Genomic DNA, 16,158 nt, shown 5'->3' on the forward strand with positions numbered 1-16,158 from the left:
TGGATAAACAGCGAGCGTACTGCTGGCCAGGCAACAGTGAGGCAGCAGTGGGTTGTGTGCCAGGCATCAGGGCCTGTTCACCGGCAAAATGCTGCCCTGCGACAACGCCTTGATTTAAGGTAGGCGCTTGCTGCCACCCACCAGGAGCCTGCCGATGATCCGCCCCGCCACCGCCCACGACGTTGCACCTGTACAGGCACTGATCGAGGCTGCCTATGCGCTGTACATTCCACGCATCGGTGCCAGGCCGGGGCCGATGCTGGAGGATTACGCCGCGCTGATCGCCCAGGGTCGGGTCGAGGTATTCGAAGAGCAGGGTCAGGTGCTCGGTGTGCTGGTACTGATCGCCCAGGCCGATGGCCTGTTGCTCGACAATGTCGCGGTAAGCCCGGCCGCTCAGGGCCGCGGGCTGGGGCGACAACTAATGGCGCATGCCGAAGCGCGGGCCCGGCAGTTGGGGCTGGAGGTGGTGCGGCTGTACACCAATGAAGCGATGAGCGAAAACCTGGGGCTGTATGAGCGGCTGGGTTATCGCGAAACCCACAGGGCCGAGCAGGCGGGGTTTCGGCGGGTGTTCATGGAGAAGCGGCTGGGCGACTGAAGTGCCTGGCCGGCAAGGCCGACGTCTACAGGCGTAGCGCTGAACCTGTAGGCGCCGGCCTTGCCGGCGAAGGGGTGTCTCAGTCTTCCAGCGGCTTGGGCGGCGCAGCCGGCTTGGCGGGCTTGGCCGGCTTGGCATGCTTGCCCGGCTTGCCCTCTGGCGCAGGCTCGGCGGCGGGCGCTGCGACCGTCGGCGCCACAATGGCCTTTTCGCTGGCCGGCAACTGGTCGACCGCCGCGAAGATCTGCTCCGGCTCCACCGTGCCGTCATGCTCGATGATGTGCTTCTCTCCGTCCTTGCCCACCAGCACCACCTGGGTGCCCTTGCGCGCGCCCAGGCTGAGTTCGCGAATCAGCGCCATGGTGGTCTGCTGCTCGAGGTTCTTGTCGTCACGCTTGCCGACCATGCCCGCCACGCTGTAGAGCACCAGGTTGCGCTCCTCGAACTTGCTCTTGGTCGCCGGGTCCTTGAGGGCCTCGTTCAGGGTGCGCAAGGTCGGGTCGGCGGTGCTGGGGGCAATCACGATCAGGGGTCTGGACTTGCCCAGGTCAACGGCCAGGGGCGCGTCGTCGGCGAGCAGCGGGCTGGCGACTGCCAGTAGGGTGGCGAAGGTCAGTGACCGAACAAGCATGTGCATCTCCTTCTTGTTTCCATGCACCAAAGACTACAGATCAAAGCGAAAGATCCGAGCGAGCCTAAACGACTGCCCGCGTGTGTGGACGTTTACAAAAGTAACTTTCGGTTTCAAGGGTAGCTGTGCATGTGCAGAGGATAGCTGAAGGTCAGGGATGTGTCGGGCCACTGGCCCCTCCGCCGGCCAGGCCGACTCCTGCAGGTTCGCTCAATGGTGGTGTGCAGGGGCGCAACAGCCCCATCAGAACAACCCCATCTGCCGATCGATCAGGGTGCTGAAGTTATCCCCCACAAACGGCAGTATCGCATCGGCCACCGGCTGCAGCTGCCGGGTCAGGTAATGCTCGTAGTCGATGCCGTTGCGCCGGTTTTCCAAAGGCTCGGGCCCGGCCAGGGTCATCACGTAGCTGATCCACCCGCCATTCTGGTACTGGCGTGGCCGCCCCTGGCTGTCGTTGAACTCGTCGGCCATGCGTGCCGCCCGCACATGCGGCGGCACGTTGCGCTGGTAGTCGTCCAGGGGCCGGCGCAGGCGCTTGCGGTAGACCAGCTGATCGTCCAGCTCGCCGGCCAGGGTGCGCTGCACGTAGTCCTTCACATAGGCCTGGTGCGGCCTGCGCTCGAAAATGCGCTGGTACAGCTCCTGCTGAAAGTGCTGGGCCAGCGGCGACCAGTCGGTGCGCACGGCCTCCAGGCCCTTGTAGACCATCTCGTCGGGCCCGCCCTCGCGGTGCACCAGGCCTGCATAGCGCTTCTTGCTGCCCTCCTCGGCACCGCGGATGGTGGGCATCAGAAAGCGCTTGTAGTGGGTTTCGTACTGCAGCTCCAGCGCACTGTCCAGGCCGTACTCATCGCGCAGCTGCTCGCGCCACCACTGGTTGACCTGCTGCACCAGGGCACGCCCGATCTCCCCGGCCTGCGCCTCGTCATGGGCCCGCTTGAGCCACACGAAGGTCGAGTCGGTATCGCCGTAGATCACCGTGTAGCCCTGGGCCTCGATCAGCTCGCGGGTACGGCGCATGATCGCGTGCCCGCGCATTGTGATCGACGACGCCAGGCGCGGGTCGAAAAAGCGGCAGCCACTGGAACCAAGCACCCCGTAGAAGGCGTTCATGATGATCTTCAGCGCCTGCGACAGCGGCGCATTGTGTTCGCGCTTGGCCTGCTCGCGGCCCTGCCACACGCGCTCGACGATGGCCGGCAGGCAATGCCGGGTGCGCGAGAAGCGTGCGCCGCGAAAACCCGGCACCGAGTGTTCGTCATCCGGCTCGCGCAGGCCCTCGACCAGGCCGATGGGGTCGATCAGAAAGGTGCGGATGATCGACGGGTACAGGCTCTTGTAGTCCAGCACCAGCACCGACTCGTACAGGCCGGGGCGCGAATCCATCACGAAGCCGCCGGGGCTGGCCTCGTCCGGGCGCCCGCCCAGGCTTGGGGCGACGAAGCCCTGGCGGTGCATCAGCGGTATGTACAGGTGACAGAACGCCGCCACCGAACCGCCGCTGCGGTCGGCCGGCAGGCCGGTGACCGTGGCGCGTTCGAGCAGAAAGGTCAGCAGCTCGGTCCTGGCGAAGATGCGCGTGACCAGCTCGCAGTCCTTGAGGTTGTAGCGCGCCAGGGCCGGCTTGTCCTCGGCGAACATGCGGTTGATTTCGTCCATGCGCTGGTACGGCGTATCGATGGCCTTGCCTTCGCCGAGCAGGGTCTGGGCGACGTTCTCCAGGCTGAACGAGGGGAAGCTCCAGGTCGCCGACCGCAGCGCCTCGATGCCGTCGATGATCAGGCGCCCGGCAGCGGCGGCAAAAAAGTGCGTGCGGCTGCCGTGCTCGCGCCATTCCATCACCTCGCCGCCGCGCCCCAGGCGCAGCGGCACCTGCAACTGCTGGGCATGGGCGTGCAGCACGCGCAGGTCGAACTGCACCAGGTTCCAGCCGATGATCGCGTCGGGGTCGTGCCGGGCCATCCAGTCGTTCAGGCGCTCCAGCAGCTGGGCACGGCTGGCGCAGTACTCCAGGTCGAAGTCCACGCCACTGGCGTCGCCGTTGGCCGGGCCGAGCATGTACACCTGGCGCTGGCCACAACCTTCCAGGGCAATCGAGTACAGCTCGCCGCGCTCGGTGGTCTCGATGTCCAGCGACACCAGGCGCAGGTTCGGCCGGTAGTCCGGGGCCGGCTTGAGCTGGGCGTCGAGCAGCAGGCCGTCGGCATCGGGGCGGCCGCTGAACGTCACCGGGGCAGTGATGAAGCGCTCCATCAGGTAGCGCTCGGGCGGGCGGATGTCGGCTTCCAGCAGGTCGACGCCCGCGGCGCGCAGGCGTTTTTCCAGCTGCATCAGCTGGCGATGCTGGCGGCAGTACAGGCCCAGCACCGGTCGGTGGCGGAAGTCGCACAGCGCCAGCTCGCGCAGCTCGACGTCGCGTTCGGTGCGCAGCACCGCATCGACATGGGCACGCTGGGTGGCGGCGACGAACGCCACCGACGTCTGCACGGGCAGGCGCAACTGGCGCGGGCCCTGGTCGGTCGCCAGCCAGAACTCCACGCATGTGCCCTCTGGCGTATCCCGCCAGTGCCGGGTCAGGACAAAGCCCTGTTGAACCTCCACCGCTGCAACCTCGTACCCCTGTCAATGCGCCGATTCTACCTGATAGTGCCGGGCTTACCCGGCATTGCGCCGCCCCAGCGGAAAACCGTGCCGGTGCGAACGCAGGGTCAGGGTCAACGCCAGCCCCACCAGCGCCAGCAGCAGCCACGGGAAACTCTGCACGCCCCAGTGGCTCAGCAGCACGCCGCCCACCAGCCCGGCCACGGCGATGGCCAGGTTCCACACGGTGACGATCATCGACTGCGCCACGTCCGCGCCCTCGCCCGCCGCATCGGCACTGGCGGTCTGCAGCAGGGTGCCGGCGCCGCCGAAGCTCAGGCCCCACAGCGCCACACTGAAGTACACCAGCAGCGGCGCACCGGTAGCCAGGCCCAGCAGCACCGACGCCACGCCGAAACCGACCAGGCTGCCCAGCACCAGCCGGCGAAGGTGGCGGTCGATCAGCACGCCCACCACGCCAATCCCCACCAGCGCGGCGCAGCCGAACAGCAGCAGTACCGGGCCGGTGCTGCCGGCCATGCCGCCGGCCTGCAGAAACGGCACGATGTAGGTGTACAGCACGTTGTGCGCCAGCACCCAGGTGAAGATCACCGCCAGCACCGCGCTCACCCCGGGGGTGGCCAGCACCTGACCGATGGCGGCACGCCTGCCGGCCGGCAGGCCGTCGAAGTCCGGCACGCTGAGCAGCACCCAGCCCATCAGCCCCAGGGTCGCCAGCGACACCAGCACGAAGGTGCTGCGCCAGCCCAGCAGGTCGCCCAGCCAGGTGCCCGCCGGCACCCCCAGCGACAGCGCCAGGGGCGCGCCGATCATGGCCACCGCCATCGCCCGGCCCTGCTGGCTCACGCTGACCATGCGCCGTGCGTACCCGGCGATCACGCCCCACGCCAGGCCGGCCGCCACCCCGCACATGAAGCGCGCCGCCAGGGTCAGGCTGTAGTGCTCGGACACCGCCGTCACCGTGTTGAACACGCCGAAGCCGAGCACCGCCAGCATCAGCACCCTGCGTCGGCGCCAGCCCTGGGTCAGGGTCACCAGCGGGATCGCCGCCAGCAGCGAGCCCAGCGCATAGGCCGTGACCAGTTGCCCGGCCATCGCCTCGCTGACCTGCAGGCCGCTGGCGATGTGCCCCAGCAGGCCGGCCGGCAGGGTCTCGGTGAGAATCGCGATGAAGCCGGCCATCGACAACGCCAGCAGGCCGGACAACGGGAACGCCGGTTCGGCCTCCACCCCTGCTGCGGCCTGGGCCGGGCAACTGCTCTGGGACATGGTGCAAACTCCTGAAATAAAAAAGTGACTGCACGGTAATCCTTCCCGCCACTGCGGAAAAAGACGGGTAGAATTCCGCACAATCCGGACACACCTGTCCGCAATCGGAGAACGACCATGGACAGCCTCAGCGGCTTCGTGGTGTTTGTGAAAGTGGCCGAAACCCGCAGTTTCGTGGCCGCCGGCAAGGCCCTGGGGGTCAGCGCCTCGGCGGTGGGCAAGCGCGTGGCGCGGCTGGAGAGCCGGCTGGCGGTACGCCTGTTCCACCGCAGCACCCGCAGCATCACCCTCACTGCCGAGGGCGCGCTGTTTCTGGAGCGCAGCCGGCGCATCCTGGCCGAAATCGAAGCCACCGAAGCCGAGCTGTCCCAGGCCAGCCAGGCCCCGCGCGGCAAGCTGCGGGTGAGCCTGCCCCAGGTCAGCAGCATGATCGTGCCGCTGCTCAGCGACTTCATCGGGCAGTACCCGCAGATCGAACTGGACCTGGACTTCAGCGACCGCATGGTGGATATCGTCGGCGAAGGTTTCGACGTGGTACTGCGGGCCGGCGAACCCTCCGATTCGCGTCTCAATGCCCGCCGCCTGGGCGACTTCCGGCATGTGCTGGTGGGCTCGCCGGCCTACTTCGCCGAGCACGGTACACCGCGCCATCCCCGCGAGCTGGCCCGTCACGCCGGGCTGCACTACCGCTTCCTGACCACCGGCAAACTCCAGCGCTGGCCACTGCGCCGCGCCGACAACGGCGCCGACCACGAGGTGCCGGTGTCGATGGTGTGCAACCACCTGGAAACACGCATCTGCTTTGCCATGCGCGGCCACGGTATCGCCTGCCTGCCGGACTTCACCATCACCCAGCAACTGGAACGCGGCGAATTGGTGACGGTACTGGATGAACACCTGGACCACGGCGGTTGTCTGTACCTGTTGTGGCCATCGGGGCGACAGATGTCGCCCAAGCTGCGGGTATTCATCGACTTCATGGAGCAACGGCTGTTTGCCCCGGTGCCGCCAACCGCTAGAATGCCGACCCAGGAGCCCCACCCAACCATGGATAGCCGGATACCGACATGACCAGCGCTGCCCTTTTTTCGCGGATGGAACGTTAACGTGTTTTCTGCCTGTCGCTACATCAGCCTGCTCTGTCTGCTGCCCGCCCTGGCCCTGGCCGATGAGGTGCGCATCGACCCCCACGCCGACCTGCTGTACCGCCAGGCCCTGCCGTTTCTGGAGCAGGCCGATGCACGCAGCCGTGCCCTGCCACTGACCCCCGAGCCCGGCGACCAGGAGCTGATCGGCGAGGTCGAGGCGCTGGGGCGCATCCTGGAACCGGCGGTGGCGCTGCTGCGCAAGGCGGCCGAACTCGACCACCCGGTGGCGCAGTACCGCCTGGCGCTGTTCTACATCACCTACCTGCCGCAGAACGACATCGCCAGGTCCGCCTGCCCGCTGCTCGAAGCCAGCATTCGCCAGGGCTTCGCCCCGGCCGCCCTGGGCATCACCACCTGGTGCCCGGCTTTCAGCGACAGCGCCGACTACCGCCAGGCGCTGGAACGCATACCGCTGAACAACACCCTGTACGCCCCCTATTACCCGCAGCCGGCGGTGCGCCTGGAATGCAATCGCCAGCAGCCCCAGGGGCTGAACATGCAGTGGGGGCGCCAGCGTGACTTCCAGGCCGAGGTCTACCGCCTGCTGGGCACCATCGACCCGGGTCAGCGCCTTACCTACTACCAGAAGGCCGTCGACATCAACGGCTGCCTGCCGGCGCAGCGACGCCTCACCAGCCAGCGCTGAAGTACGCGGGCACCGCAAGATCGTACAAGGCAAGCGCCCACGGCTCTGGCATCCTGTGCAACCGACCCCAAGCGTGTGTTGTCATGTCCCGTTCTGCCGTTGCCCGCACTGCCTACATCCAAGGCGCGATCGCCTGCCTGCCGCTGTCGCTGGCGGTGGCCCCCTGGGGGCTGCTGGCCGGTTCCATGGCCATCGAGGCCAACCTCACCCCGCTCGAAGGCCAGGGCCTGTCGGCCATCGTGTTCGCCGGCGCCGCGCAACTGGTGGCCATTGGCATGCTCAAGGGCGGCGCCAACCTGTTCTCGATCCTGCTCACCACCCTGCTGCTGACCTCCCAGCACCTGCTGTACGGCCTGTCGATGCGCCCGGTGATCGCCGACCTGCCGCTGCGCTGGCGGCTGGGCCTGGGCTTTCTGCTGACCGACGAATTCTTCGCCCTCACCAGCCAGTACGACCGCCAGCAGTTCAACCGCTGGTACGCGCTGGGCGTGGGCCTGACCTTCTACATTGCCTGGAACCTGTTCACCCTGGCCGGCATCGTGCTGGGGCGCAACATCCCGCACCTGGACCAGCTGGGCCTGGACTTCTCCATCGTCGCCACCTTCGTGGCGCTGATCGCGCCGCTGGTACGCAACCTGGCCACCGTGGTGTGCGTGGCGGTGGCCCTGTTCAGCTCGGTGCTGTTCAGCTACTGGCACTGGGAAACCGCGCTGGTGCTGGCCGGGCTGCTGGGCATGAGCGCAGGCTTCATCTGCCAGAAACTGACCGGAGCACGCACATGATCATGCTGCTGATCGTTGCCATGGGCCTGCTGGTGTTTCTCAACCGCTACGCCTTTCTCGAACCCCGCCTGCCGTTGCGCCTGAGTTCCAATGCGCGGCAGTTCCTGGGGTTTGCCGTGCCGGGCATGCTCACCGCCATCTGCGGGCCGATCGTGTTCATGCCTGACCACCAGCTCGACCTGAGCCTGGCCAACCCCTACCTGCTGGGCGCGATCGTGGCCGTCGTGCTGGTGCTGTGGACCCGCAGCGTGCTGCTGAGCATGTTGCTGAGCATGGGGTTGTTCTTCGTGCTGCGCTGGTGGTTGAACGGTGCCCCATGAAAACCGTGCTGCGTGAACAGACCCGCCTGTGGCAGGCCCAGGCACTGGGCGACATCGAGATGCTGCATGCGCGCTACGTGCAGCAGCGCTTCGCCCCGCATGTGCACGAAGGCTACGTGATCACCATCATCGAGTCCGGTGCACAGCGCTTCTGGCACCGTGGCAGCGAGCACCTGGCGCCCGAGGGCAGCATGGTGCTGATCAACCCGGACGAGCTGCACACCGGTGCCAAGGCGCATGCCCATGGCTGGCGCTACCGTGGCTACTACCCCGAGCAGGAGCGCATCACCTCGGTGCTGGACGAGCTGGAGCTCAAGCGCGGCGGCCTGCCCATCTTCAAGGCCAGCGTGCTGCACGACCCGCAGCTGGCGCGTGCCTTCAGTGGCTTGCACAGCCTGGCCGAGCATGGCGCCAGTGCGCTGGAGCAGCAGACCGCCTGGCGCGAGGCGGTGTTGCTGCTGGTGCAGCGTCATGCCGGGGCGCGCGAGGCGCGGGCACCGGGGCAGGAGCCGCAGTCGGTGGCCAGGGCCAAGGAGCTGATGGAAAGCCGGCTGGCCTACCCGCCGTCGCTGGAGGAGTTGGCGGTTGCGGTGGGCTTGTCGCCGTTTCATTTTGCCCGGGTGTTTCGCCAGGCTACCGGCCTGCCGCCGCATGCCTGGCTCAAGCAGCGCCGGCTGAGCCGTGCGCGGGAACTGCTCAAGGCTGATTGCCTGCCGTTCAACGTTGCGTTTGCGCTGGGGTATTCGGACCAGAGTCATCTGAACCGGCAATTCAAGCAGGCGTACGGCGTGACGCCGGGGGAGTATCGGCGGGCGTGTTCGGTGTGAGGTGTCGGGCTGCCCCCACGACCTGGAGCCAATGCAGGAGCCGGCCTTGCCGGCGAAGGGATCAGCCCCTCACCCATGCACCCAGCGCCGATGCAGCCCTCGCGCCAGTGCATCCAGCATGAAGCCCAGCACCCCGATCACCAGCACCATCGCCATCAGCTCCGAGTACGCCAGCCGGTCGCGGGTATCCAGAATGAAATACCCCAGCCCCGCACTCACCCCGAGCATCTCGCACGGCACCAGCACGATCCACAATATGCCGATGGCCAGCCGCACGCCGGTCAGCACATGCCCCACCACCCCCGGCAGGATCACCTTGCGCAAGGTCTCCCAGCGCGTGGCGCTCAGGCTGCGGCTCAACTGCAACCAGCGCGGGTCGAGCTGACGCACACCCGCCGCCGTGTTGAGCAAGATCGGCCACAACGCGGCAAACGCCAGCAGGAAGTAGATCGGCGCATCACCCACCCCCATCAGCATCACCACCACCGGCATCCACGACAGCGGCGAGATCATGCGCAGGAACTGGAACGCCGGGGTGGTCGCCGCGTCCAGGCGCCGGTAGCTGCCCACCAGCAAACCCAGCGGCACGCCCACCAGCAACGCCAGCACCAACCCCACCAGAATGCGCTTGAGGCTCACCGCCACATGCTCGTACAGCTCGGCATGCCCCAAAAGCTCCAGCAGGCTGGCAAAGGTGGCCTGCGGCGCAAACCGCAAGGCCAGCCCGTCACCGCCGAACAGCACGATCCCACCCCACCACAGCAACAACAGCACCAGCAGCCCGGCGATACCCAGGGCCGCGTGTTTGACTGGCTTGACCATCAGACCGCGAACTCCTCGCTGCGCTCGAAGCTGTCGGGCAAGCCGAAGGCCTTGAGCCCGCCAACGGCACCGATGGCGTTGCGCACGAAGCGGTCATCCACCAGGTCGCGGGCGGTCTGTTGCGGGTCCAGTGCGGCCAGGAAGCCCTTGTCGCCTTCGATCAGGGTGTCCTTGAGGCGGCGCACCAGTTCCTCGGTGTAGCTGGGGAACGGGTACGGCTGGAAGTCGATGCGCTGCTCGTCCCACTGCGCATGCCGGATCGCCCCGCTCTGCACATACTGTTCGCGGCTGTCGGCAGCCGGCGTGAGCACCCGGCCCAGCACCTCGGGGGCATGCGGGGTGTAGCGGTTGGCACCGCTCTTGGACAGAATCTGCGCCGCCTCGGCGCGGTGGTCGCGGGTCCACAGCTGGGCCTTGACGATGGCGTTGACCACCTTCTGCGACCACTCGGGGCGGTTGTTCAGGTCGTGCTCGTGCATGAACACCACGCAGCATGCATGGTTGCGCCACACGTCCCCGGTAAAGCGCTGCACGCGCCCGACCTTGAGTTCCTCGGCCAGGGCATTGAACGGCTCGGCGACGATGTAGCCGGCAATGCGCTTGCTGGCCAACGCCGGCGGCATGTCCGAAGGCGGCAGCACCACCAGGTTGACCTCGTTGGCCGCCACCGCAGCCGCCGCCCGCGACACCGGCTCCAAGCCGTTATCACGGAACAGTTGCTGCACCACCACGTTGTGAATGGAGTACCAGAACGGGATCGCCACCGTCTTGCCGCCCAGCTGCTTCACCTCGGTGATGTCCGGGGCCACGGTCAGCCCCGAGCCGCCCACGTGGTTCCAGGCCACCACCTTGGCCGGCACCTTGCTGCCGTAACGCGCCCATACGGTCATCGGCGACAGCAGGTGGATCACGTTGACCTGCCCGGAAATGAACGCCTCGATCACCTGCGCCCAGCTGCGCAGCAGCACCGGGCGCTCGGCCTTGATGCCCTCGGCCTCGAACAGGCCGTTGTTGTGCGCCACCAGCAGCGGCGTGGCGTCGGTGATCGGCAGGTAGCCGATGCGCACCGGCGCATCCGGCTCGGCGGCGGCACGCGCCTGCAGGCTGCTCAGCAGCGGCATCGCACCGGCGGCACTGAGCACCGCGCTGAGTTTGAGAAAATCACGACGAGTGTGGGTGAAGTCGTCCAGGCACATGGGCAGTCTCCGACGGCGTAGGCAAAGAATCGGTTGGGGAAGTGTGGGTGCGGCTCGCCCGCCGAAGGGTCTTGAGAATCTCGATGCGCAACGCGCCCAGTGCCTCGACCTGCTGCTCACGCGGGTGCGCCAGGTCGATGGGCCATTGGCCGAGGGTCCGCGCCGGGTGGTCGCCCAGTAGCAGGATGCGGTCGGACAACAGCAGGGCCTCGTCGATATCGTGGGTGATCAGCACCGCAGCGGTGCCGTGTTCGGCGATCACGCTCAGCAGCAGTTGCTGCATGTCGGCGCGGGTCACTTCGTCCAGCGCGCCAAAGGGCTCGTCCAGCAGCAGTACATGGGGCTGGCGCGCCAGGCAGCGCGCCAGCGCGGTGCGCTGGGCCATGCCGCCGGACAACTGCGCCGGGTAATGCTGGCGTGCATGCTGCAGGCCCACGGCGGCGATCGCATGGTCGATGCGCGCCTCGCGCTCGGCCTTGGCCAAACGCGGCTGGCGAGCGAAATCCAGGCCGAAGGCAACGTTGCTTTCCAGGCTCAGCCAGGGCAGCAGGCTGGGGTCCTGGAACGCCACCGCCACCCGTGGATGCGGGCCGTCCAGCGGCTCGCCGAGCAGGCTCACGCGACCATCGCGCGCCGCCTGCAAGCCGGCCAGTACCCGCAGCAGGCTGGACTTGCCCACCCCGCTGGGGCCCAGGATCGACACCACTTCGCCCGGCGCCAGGTCCAGGTCGAAGCCTTCGAGCAGGGTTTGCCAGCCCTGCTCGCGGGCGTAGCCCAGGCTGATACCGCGGGCCTGCAGTACCACCTTGCTCATGCTGCGCGTGCCTGGCGTTGCAGCTCGGCGCGCAGTTGCACCAGGCTCGGGGTCACGATCGGCACGAACGCCGACTCGCGCCAGCGCCGCGCAAAGCCTGCGCCGTACTCGCTCAGGTAGGCCTTGCCGCCGCTGGCCTGCAGCTCCAGTTGCAGCGCCTCGCCAACGATCTCGGCCAGGCTGATGCGCACCTTGAACAGCGACGCCGGGTTGCCCAGGAAGCGCCCGTCGAGCAGGCCGGCCTTGAGCTCGCTCACCACATCGGCCAGCAGCTCGCGCTGCGCCTCGAGGGTTTGCGCCAGCACCGAACGCACCCCCTGCAGGTGCCCCTGCGCTTCCTGCAAGGCGCGCCGCGCCAGGCCGATGGCCATACCGCACTGCAGGCCCAGGAACGCCGGGCGCACCGCCGGCAGGAACTGCCGGGCATCCTCATGCAGCAGCCAGTCGCGGCCCAGGGCCACCTGATCGAAATCCAGCGCGGCGGTATTGCTCGACTGCAGGCCCATCAGTTGCAGGTCGGGGGAGCGCTGCACCCCCGCGATGCCGTCGGGGATCGCCACCACGAACGGTGCACCGCCTTCGGCGCGGTCGATGGCGGCCGCCACCACGAAGCCGCCCTTGCGCAGGTTGGTGACCCAGTGCAGGCGCCCGTTGAGCGCCCAGCCCTGCTCGCCGCGCGCCGTGGCGCTGACCTGCAGCGACTCGATGCCGGACAGAAACTTCATTGCGTTGGAGAGCCCGGTGGCACCGGCCAGCTCACCGCTGAGCAACGACGGCAGCAGGCGCTCGCGCAGGGCGCTGTTGGGGCTGTGCAGCAGGTATTCGATAAAGGCCCGCTGGCCCCAGAACACGAAGGCGGCGGCCAGCGAATAGCTGGCAACGCTGGCCACGGTTTCCACGGCGTCGGCCACACTGGCGCCGCTGCCGCCCTGACGCGGGTCCACACCCACACCCAGCACCTTGGCTGCGGCCAGTTGCCCCAGCACCTGCTGCGGGTCGCACCGGCCCTGGTCGAGCGCCTCGGCATTGGCCTCCAGCCAGTGCTGCAATACGGGATCAAGCATGTTCTTTCCTCCTTAGAACAGGGCGCCAGCCACACACTGGCGCCACGGGGCTCACTGAGCGTCGGCCTGCCAGCGGTACTTGGCCAGCTCGTCATTGAGCGGCGTGCGCGCAAACACGTTGGCGAAATTGCACAGCGTGGCCAGGCTCACCCCCAGGATAACTTCCAGGGCATGGCCTTCGGTGTAACCGGCCTCGCGAAACTCAGCGTAGGTGGCATCGCTCACATTGCCACGGGTGGCAATCACTTCGCGGGCAAACTTGGCCAGGGTTTCGAGCCTGGGCGATGGTAACTCGCCGCGCGCACGCAGGGCCTGCACCACTTCTTCGGGCAGCTTGGCCTTGTTCAGCGCCACCGCCGTATGGCCGGCCACGCAGAAGTCGCAGCCGTGCTGGGTGGCGGCAATGAGCTGCACCACTTCGCGCTCGGCCAGGCTCAGCTCGGCCTTGCCATTGAGCGCCGAAACCGTCACATAGGTTTCCAGCGCGGCCGGCGCGTTGGCCAGCACGCCCAGCAGGTTGGGAATGAAGCCGGAATTCTTCTGCGCGTTCTCCAGGAACGGGCGCGCGGCTTCCGGGGCGCTTTGCACGGTGTGTAGAGTGATGCGTGACATGGCGTGGTCTCCTGCATACTGAAGGTGTTCGCCAAGTCTGTTGGTTATAAGAAAACCGATCCATATTCTACAGTCGCGATTACTTGCTCCTGAGTGTTTCCATTAGATGATTTCTTCTAGCGTTTTGGTCGATTGGTTATTAGAGCATCTGGAACTGGACGCCAGCCTGTTCCATGTGGGGCGCTACTGCGGTGGCTGGCACGCCAGCACCCAGGGCCTGGCCCGGGCCAGCTTTCACGTGGTGGTGCAGGGCCACTGCTGGCTGCACATCGACGGCCAGCCCGAGCCGCAGCGGCTGGAGGCCGGCGAGGCGGTGTTCCTGCTGCGCGACCTGCCCTATCGCCTGTCCGACAGCGCCGACAGCGACACCGCGCGCTGCCAGCCGCGCATCCCGATGCAGGCACTCGACAGCCAGGCGGCGGATGGCGTGGGGCTGGTGTGCGGGTTCTTTCACTTCCAGCCGGGGCTGTCGTCGCTGATGGCCGAGTCGCTGGCCGACTGGATCATCCTGCGCACCGGCGACCCGTCGCTGCAGGCGGCGCGGGCGCTGTTCGAGCTGATTCTGGAGGAATGCCAGCGCACCCCCGCACCCTCCTCCACCCTGCTGGAGCGCCTGAGCCAGTTGCTGTTCTTGTACGTGCTGCGCCAGCAGGTGAGCGACAACCAGGACCTTGGCGGCCTGGTCGCCCTGGCCCGTCACCCCGCGTTCGCCCCGCTGCTGGAGCAGTTGATCGAACACCCCGAACAGCCCTGGTCGCTGGAGAGCATGGCCGCCTGCACAGGGCTGTCGCGCTCGGCCTTCTTCAAGCGTTTCAACGAGCTGGCCGGCCAGTCGCCGGGCCAGGTGCTGCTGGCGCTGCGCATGCGTCACGCCTGCCAGTTGCTCAAGGCCAACAACACCGTCGAGCAGGTCTGCGCAGCGGTGGGCTACCAGTCCATCGCCGCCTTCACCCGGGCGTTCGGCAAGGCCATCGGCGTGCAGCCCGGCGCCTACCGCCGCCAGCACGAGGGCCGCTGAAACAAAGGCTGTGCGGTAATCGAACAGAACCCGTCGTCGCCCCCTAAAGTCATGCGCCACGCCTCCGATAGCAGCCTACCCACCGCACAGAGTGGGGGTATTTTTTACTGCCAGGAGTAATGCCCGCATGCTTGCCGACCTCAAGATCCGCACCGGAATGTTCTGGGTGCTGCTGCTGTTCAGCGCCACCCTGCTGTTTTCCACCGTCAGCGCCTGGCGGGCGGCGGTGGGCAGCGACGCGCAGATCAACGAGCTGGACCAGACCGCCCAGCAGTCCGACCGCCTCAACAACGCGCTGCTGATGGCGATTCGCGCCAGTGCCAACGTGTCGTCGGGCTTTATCGAGCAGCAAGGCGGCCACCTCGACAGTGCCAAGGCGCGCCTGGCCATGTCGCAAAAGCTGCTGGGCGACAGCCAGGCGCTGGTCGACGCCTTCGTCACCAACACCCATGAGCCGGCGCAAAAGGCCCTGGCCCAGGACCTGCAGCGCACCTTCGCCGACTACGCCAACGCCGTGGCCGGGCAGCGCGCCGCCACGCTCAAGGGCTCGCTGGACGACTACTTCACCGTCAACGTGGATGCCGGCAACGCCATGCGTGCCCTGCAGGCGCTGCGTCAGCAACTGGTGGCAGCCCTGGCCGAGCGCAGCCGGCAGATCATGGCCGAGTCCGACCAGCGCCTGGCCACGGCCCAGTGGCTGAGCGTGCTGCTGGGGCTGTTGACCCTGGTGCTGGCCGCCGTGTGCTGGGCCTTTATCGTCGCCCGTGTGCTGCGCCCGCTGCGCGAGGCCGGCGTGCATTTTCAGCGCATTGCCGGGGGCGACCTGAGCGTGCCGGTGACGGTACGCAGCCACAACGAGATCGGCCAGCTGTTCGCCGAACTGGAGCGCATGCAGCACAGCCAGCGCGATACCCTGGGGCAGATCACCGCCTGCGCCACGCAGCTGTCCAGCGCCGCCCAGGCCCTGGACAGCGTGACCGAGCAGAGCACCCAGAGCCTGCGCCAGCAGGACCAGGAGCTGGAACAGGCCGCCACGGCGGTTACCGAGATGACCACGGCGGTCGAGGAAGTGGCGCGCAATGCGGTGTCCACCTCCCAGGCGGCCAGTGCCTCCAATGCCTTGGCCGAACAGAGCCGCCAGCAGGTGGCCGACAACATCGACGGCACCCAGGCCATGGCTCGTGAAGTGGCGATCAGCGGCGAGCGCCTGCAACAGCTGGCGGTGCAGATTCGCGAGATCGGCACGGTGCTGGAGGTGATCCGTTCGGTGTCGGAGCAGACCAACCTGCTGGCGCTCAATGCCGCCATCGAGGCGGCGCGTGCCGGCGAGGCCGGGCGCGGGTTTGCGGTGGTGGCCGATGAGGTCAGGACCCTGGCCTACCGCACGCAGCAATCGACCCAGGAAATCGAGCAGATGATCAACAGCGTGCAACAGGGCACCCAGGCGGCGGTGGACTCGATGCAGGCCAGTACCGGCCGCGCGCAGTCCACGCTGGGCATCACCCAGGCGTCAGGCCAGGTGCTGGAGGGCATCTACACGGCCATCGGCCAGATCAACGAGCGCAACCTGGTGATTGCCAGCGCGGCAGAGGAGCAGGCCCAGGTGGCCCGCGAGGTGGATCGCAACCTGCTGAACATTCGTGAATTGTCGGGCCGCTCGGCGGCGGGCGCCGAGCAGACCCGCGTCGCCAGCCATGCGCTGTCGCAGCTGGCCACGCAACTGACCACGCTGGTCACGCGTTTTATCGTCTGAGGTGCGGCGCCGGTTCGCCGGCAAAGCCGGCGCCTACAGGGCACCGCGCCC

The 16,158-nt window shown here is 67.5% G+C and carries 16 protein-coding genes; 8 read left to right on the forward strand and 8 right to left on the reverse strand.

All coding sequences use genetic code 11. The features are described from left to right. Window positions 1-154 precede the first annotated feature (154 nt). The gene (locus NP552_RS24650; RefSeq protein ID WP_043860196.1) at window positions 155-601 is read left to right on the forward strand and encodes a GNAT family N-acetyltransferase; all 447 of its coding nucleotides are present in this window, start codon (window positions 155-157) and stop codon (window positions 599-601) included. Between the two features lie 79 nt (window positions 602-680). On the opposite strand, the gene NP552_RS24655 is transcribed toward NP552_RS24650, so the two are convergent. The 3 genes from NP552_RS24655 to NP552_RS24665 all read right to left on the reverse strand — a co-directional run bounded on the left by NP552_RS24655 (window position 681) and on the right by NP552_RS24665 (window position 5,105). Next, the gene (locus NP552_RS24655; protein ID WP_043860195.1) at window positions 681-1,232 is read right to left on the reverse strand and encodes a DUF4174 domain-containing protein; all 552 of its coding nucleotides are present in this window, start codon (window positions 1,230-1,232) and stop codon (window positions 681-683) included. A 243-nt stretch (window positions 1,233-1,475) separates the two neighbouring features. Next, window positions 1,476-3,836 (reverse strand): DNA polymerase II, encoded by a 2,361-nt coding sequence (locus tag NP552_RS24660; RefSeq protein WP_274097245.1) that lies wholly within the window; start codon window positions 3,834-3,836, stop codon window positions 1,476-1,478. A 54-nt stretch (window positions 3,837-3,890) separates the two neighbouring features. Further along, window positions 3,891-5,105: an MFS transporter gene (locus NP552_RS24665; RefSeq protein ID WP_274097246.1), complete on the reverse strand. Its 1,215-nt coding sequence runs from the start codon at window positions 5,103-5,105 to the stop codon at window positions 3,891-3,893. 117 nt (window positions 5,106-5,222) lie between these two features. Here NP552_RS24665 and NP552_RS24670 point away from each other — a divergent pair, with 117 nt between their 5' ends. From NP552_RS24670 to NP552_RS24690, 5 genes are all read left to right on the forward strand, one after another. Continuing rightward, entirely contained in the window at window positions 5,223-6,176 is a 954-nt protein-coding gene (locus NP552_RS24670) for a LysR family transcriptional regulator (protein WP_078480214.1), read from the forward strand. Between the two features lie 36 nt (window positions 6,177-6,212). Further along, window positions 6,213-6,899 (forward strand): hypothetical protein, encoded by a 687-nt coding sequence (locus NP552_RS24675; protein ID WP_043860192.1) that lies wholly within the window; start codon window positions 6,213-6,215, stop codon window positions 6,897-6,899. A gap of 83 nt (window positions 6,900-6,982) precedes the next feature. Beyond that, entirely contained in the window at window positions 6,983-7,681 is a 699-nt protein-coding gene (locus NP552_RS24680) for an AzlC family ABC transporter permease (RefSeq protein WP_058541146.1), read from the forward strand. Continuing rightward, on the forward strand, window positions 7,678-8,001 hold the full coding sequence (locus tag NP552_RS24685; RefSeq protein WP_043860190.1) for an AzlD domain-containing protein: 324 nt from the start codon (window positions 7,678-7,680) through the stop codon (window positions 7,999-8,001). Before NP552_RS24680 ends, NP552_RS24685 begins: the two co-directional genes overlap by 4 nt. Next, the gene (locus NP552_RS24690) at window positions 7,998-8,828 is read left to right on the forward strand and encodes an AraC family transcriptional regulator (RefSeq protein WP_054916071.1); all 831 of its coding nucleotides are present in this window, start codon (window positions 7,998-8,000) and stop codon (window positions 8,826-8,828) included. Before NP552_RS24685 ends, NP552_RS24690 begins: the two co-directional genes overlap by 4 nt. A gap of 69 nt (window positions 8,829-8,897) precedes the next feature. Here NP552_RS24690 and NP552_RS24695 read toward each other — a convergent pair whose 3' ends face one another. Genes NP552_RS24695 through NP552_RS24715 form a run of 5 tightly spaced genes read right to left on the reverse strand, consistent with a single transcriptional unit; the run spans window position 8,898 to window position 13,336 of the window. Further along, complete coding sequence (locus tag NP552_RS24695; RefSeq protein WP_054916072.1) at window positions 8,898-9,650, reverse strand: ABC transporter permease; 753 nt, start codon at window positions 9,648-9,650, stop codon at window positions 8,898-8,900. Beyond that, window positions 9,650-10,846, reverse strand: a complete 1,197-nt coding sequence (locus NP552_RS24700; protein WP_274097247.1) for an ABC transporter substrate-binding protein — start codon at window positions 10,844-10,846, stop codon at window positions 9,650-9,652. The genes NP552_RS24695 and NP552_RS24700 overlap by 1 nt, the downstream gene beginning before the upstream one ends. Further along, the gene (locus tag NP552_RS24705; RefSeq protein WP_043860186.1) at window positions 10,812-11,660 is read right to left on the reverse strand and encodes an ABC transporter ATP-binding protein; all 849 of its coding nucleotides are present in this window, start codon (window positions 11,658-11,660) and stop codon (window positions 10,812-10,814) included. Before NP552_RS24705 ends, NP552_RS24700 begins: the two co-directional genes overlap by 35 nt. Then, complete coding sequence (locus tag NP552_RS24710; protein ID WP_058541149.1) at window positions 11,657-12,724, reverse strand: acyl-CoA dehydrogenase family protein; 1,068 nt, start codon at window positions 12,722-12,724, stop codon at window positions 11,657-11,659. The genes NP552_RS24705 and NP552_RS24710 overlap by 4 nt, the downstream gene beginning before the upstream one ends. A gap of 51 nt (window positions 12,725-12,775) precedes the next feature. Further along, window positions 12,776-13,336 (reverse strand): carboxymuconolactone decarboxylase family protein, encoded by a 561-nt coding sequence (locus tag NP552_RS24715; RefSeq protein ID WP_043860184.1) that lies wholly within the window; start codon window positions 13,334-13,336, stop codon window positions 12,776-12,778. A gap of 106 nt (window positions 13,337-13,442) precedes the next feature. On the opposite strand from NP552_RS24715, the gene NP552_RS24720 reads away from it, so the two are divergent. Beyond that, window positions 13,443-14,354, forward strand: a complete 912-nt coding sequence (locus tag NP552_RS24720; RefSeq protein WP_274097248.1) for an AraC family transcriptional regulator — start codon at window positions 13,443-13,445, stop codon at window positions 14,352-14,354. 127 nt (window positions 14,355-14,481) lie between these two features. Beyond that, a complete protein-coding gene (locus NP552_RS24725; RefSeq protein WP_043860182.1) occupies window positions 14,482-16,107 on the forward strand; it encodes a methyl-accepting chemotaxis protein in 1,626 nt (541 codons plus the stop codon). The last annotated feature ends 51 nt before the right edge of the window (window positions 16,108-16,158 follow it).

Origin of the sequence: Pseudomonas sp. 8209, assembly GCF_028682105.1 — a bacterium.
GTDB lineage: Bacteria > Pseudomonadota > Gammaproteobacteria > Pseudomonadales > Pseudomonadaceae > Aquipseudomonas > Aquipseudomonas palmensis.